This is a genomic window from Mesorhizobium sp. M1E.F.Ca.ET.063.01.1.1, from assembly GCF_003998155.1.
Lineage (GTDB): Bacteria > Pseudomonadota > Alphaproteobacteria > Rhizobiales > Rhizobiaceae > Mesorhizobium.
Map to the genome: position 1 here is coordinate 1 of NZ_RZSC01000945.1, position 1979 is coordinate 1979.

The 1979-nt window shown below is 57.9% G+C and carries 1 protein-coding gene and 2 pseudogenes; all 3 read right to left on the minus strand.

What is annotated here, in order from left to right; all coding sequences use genetic code 11:
* A pseudogene (locus tag EOA29_RS34605) lies at positions 1-225 on the minus strand (IS5/IS1182 family transposase); the annotation flags it as partial.
* 280 nt (positions 226-505) lie between these two features.
* Positions 506-1753, minus strand: a complete 1248-nt coding sequence (locus tag EOA29_RS34610; protein WP_127222266.1) for an ATP-binding protein — start codon at positions 1751-1753, stop codon at positions 506-508.
* A pseudogene (locus EOA29_RS42430) lies at positions 1750-1979 on the minus strand (hypothetical protein); the annotation flags it as partial. The pseudogene EOA29_RS42430 and the gene EOA29_RS34610, both read right to left, overlap by 4 nt.

Here is a 1979-nt window from a genome sequence, read left to right on the forward strand (position 1 = left end):
TTCTGGCCGCTGGTGAAGACCCTGACCTGTGGCTCTGCGGTGCGTTGTGGCCGCGACAGCCGGCGTCGGCGAGGACGCGGCCGATCTCGTTGCCGATGGTCTTTTCCATGTCGGGGACGACGCTTGCGAGCGTGTGGCCGTCATAGGATTGCCGGGCAGCGCTCTTGCATGCAGGGCGAACTGGCCACCCTTCGAGCGCTTCAGCGTGGTGGCCGCTGACACCTTCCCCCTAACGAGGCTAACTCACTGGTATTGCGCAATAAAAAGCGGGTTACGCGACTTTCTTCGGTCAAAGTCATTGTTATTTAGTATTGCAATATATGAATCGCGCCATCTGCACGTCTTTTCGATCGCAATCCAAGATACAACCGAGCAGTATTGCAGCAGTAGGCTTACTTTAAGTCTCGGTTATACAGATCGATGTTACTTACGCAACCCGTCTCATTAAAACTGGGCGGGAGACTCTGAACTCTTCTGAGCCGCCGGCGCCCCATGAGGCCAATCATTATGCACCGATTGGGATGCGGACCTTGACGACAGTGCCCGCTCCGGGTTTGCTATCGATGAAAAGCCTCCCATTGAGTGTGGCGACCATCTGGGAACAGCCGGTGAGGCCGAGGCCGACGTGATTCCCGGCCCGGGTCGAAAAGAAGGGCGTCTTTGCTTTGCGCAGGACTTCTGGCGTCATGCCGACACCGTTGTCTGCGACCTCCAGGAACAGAACGTTGCGGCGAAAAATAGGCCGGTGCACGACCGATGCTTTTACGACAACGCTCGGCCTGTCGGTGTTTTCGACCGCCGTGAGCGCGTTCTGCACGAGCTCGCTCAGCACCAGTTGAAACTGGGTTGCCGGCACGGCTTGTGTTCCCGCCTCGGAATCGACTGACAGCTGCACGATGCCGTCCCGATCTTTGAGGTCCAGCAAAAGCTTGGCGAGCGGCAGGACATGCGAATCTCGTTGCGAAAAGGCGATCTTGAGCAAACCGTCATTGATGGATTCGAGCTCATTCGCCGCACTGCGGGCAGCCTTCAACATCTCTTCTCTCGGAGGTTGCTCCGAACCGGTGCCCTCCAGAAACAGTCGCAAAGCGGTGACGCGGGAGCGCGTCATATGCGCGAACAGCGAGGCGAATGAGCGCATGTGTCGATCGCGACGGCTGACGTAAGCGTGACGCTGATGGGTTATGAGATAGAAGATCGCGACCAGCCCCAGCGCAATCGCGAACATGAACCAGTTGCGGGATGCGGCTATATCGATTTGAGCAGTTTCCTGGAGCGTCGTGCTGTGATCAACGGTGGCGCTAGAGATCTCGTACATGTCCTGTTCGAGATTGGTCATGTGGTCGAGGGCATCCGCATAATTGGAACCAGCTTCGACGACCGGCGCGACGTTTTGCTCGACTGTCCGACGCACGTTTTCCAGGAGTTCGATGTCTTTCTGCGGGAAGAAATGCTGCAGGTATGGCAGCGCCAGAAGCTGAGCGATGTTGACGCTCACAAGAGCCATTTGCCGGTTGATGTCAGGATCGAGTTTGCCGGCTTCGTCGGCAAGACGGATATAGCCATGGACCCTGACAAGCCGCTCGCGCACCTGGGTCGCACGCCACTGAATCTCGTAGGTCTGGTTGAGGATCTCGTCCGTCTCTTGCCTGTAGCGGTCCGATCGGACGAATGCCCAAGTGCTGAGGAGGAGGGCGAGCGCCAGCCCGAGATAAGGCAAGGCAGCAAAAAAGCGGCTGGTGCCGAATCTCATTGGTCCGCGCGCAGCACCACCGGGAAGAAGACCCAGATAGCATTACGGGCTGGGACATAGGAGGCGGGCAGGCGATCGAAGGGCCAGACCATGAAGATCGGGCCTTTCTCGTTCATGGTGATCGGGCGGAACTGCTGATCGCCTTTGCATCGCCCGTGGCTTCGGTCATCCTTTGTACATTGGCGCTCGACCGCCAGGATAGGCGCATATGACTGGATCTCGTCCA

Bases quoted from the DNA above. Each gene is read 5' to 3' on its own strand.
- EOA29_RS34610 (WP_127222266.1), bottom strand. From the start codon at position 1,753: ATGAGATTCGGCACCAGCCGCTTTTTTGCTGCCTTGCCTTATCTCGGG.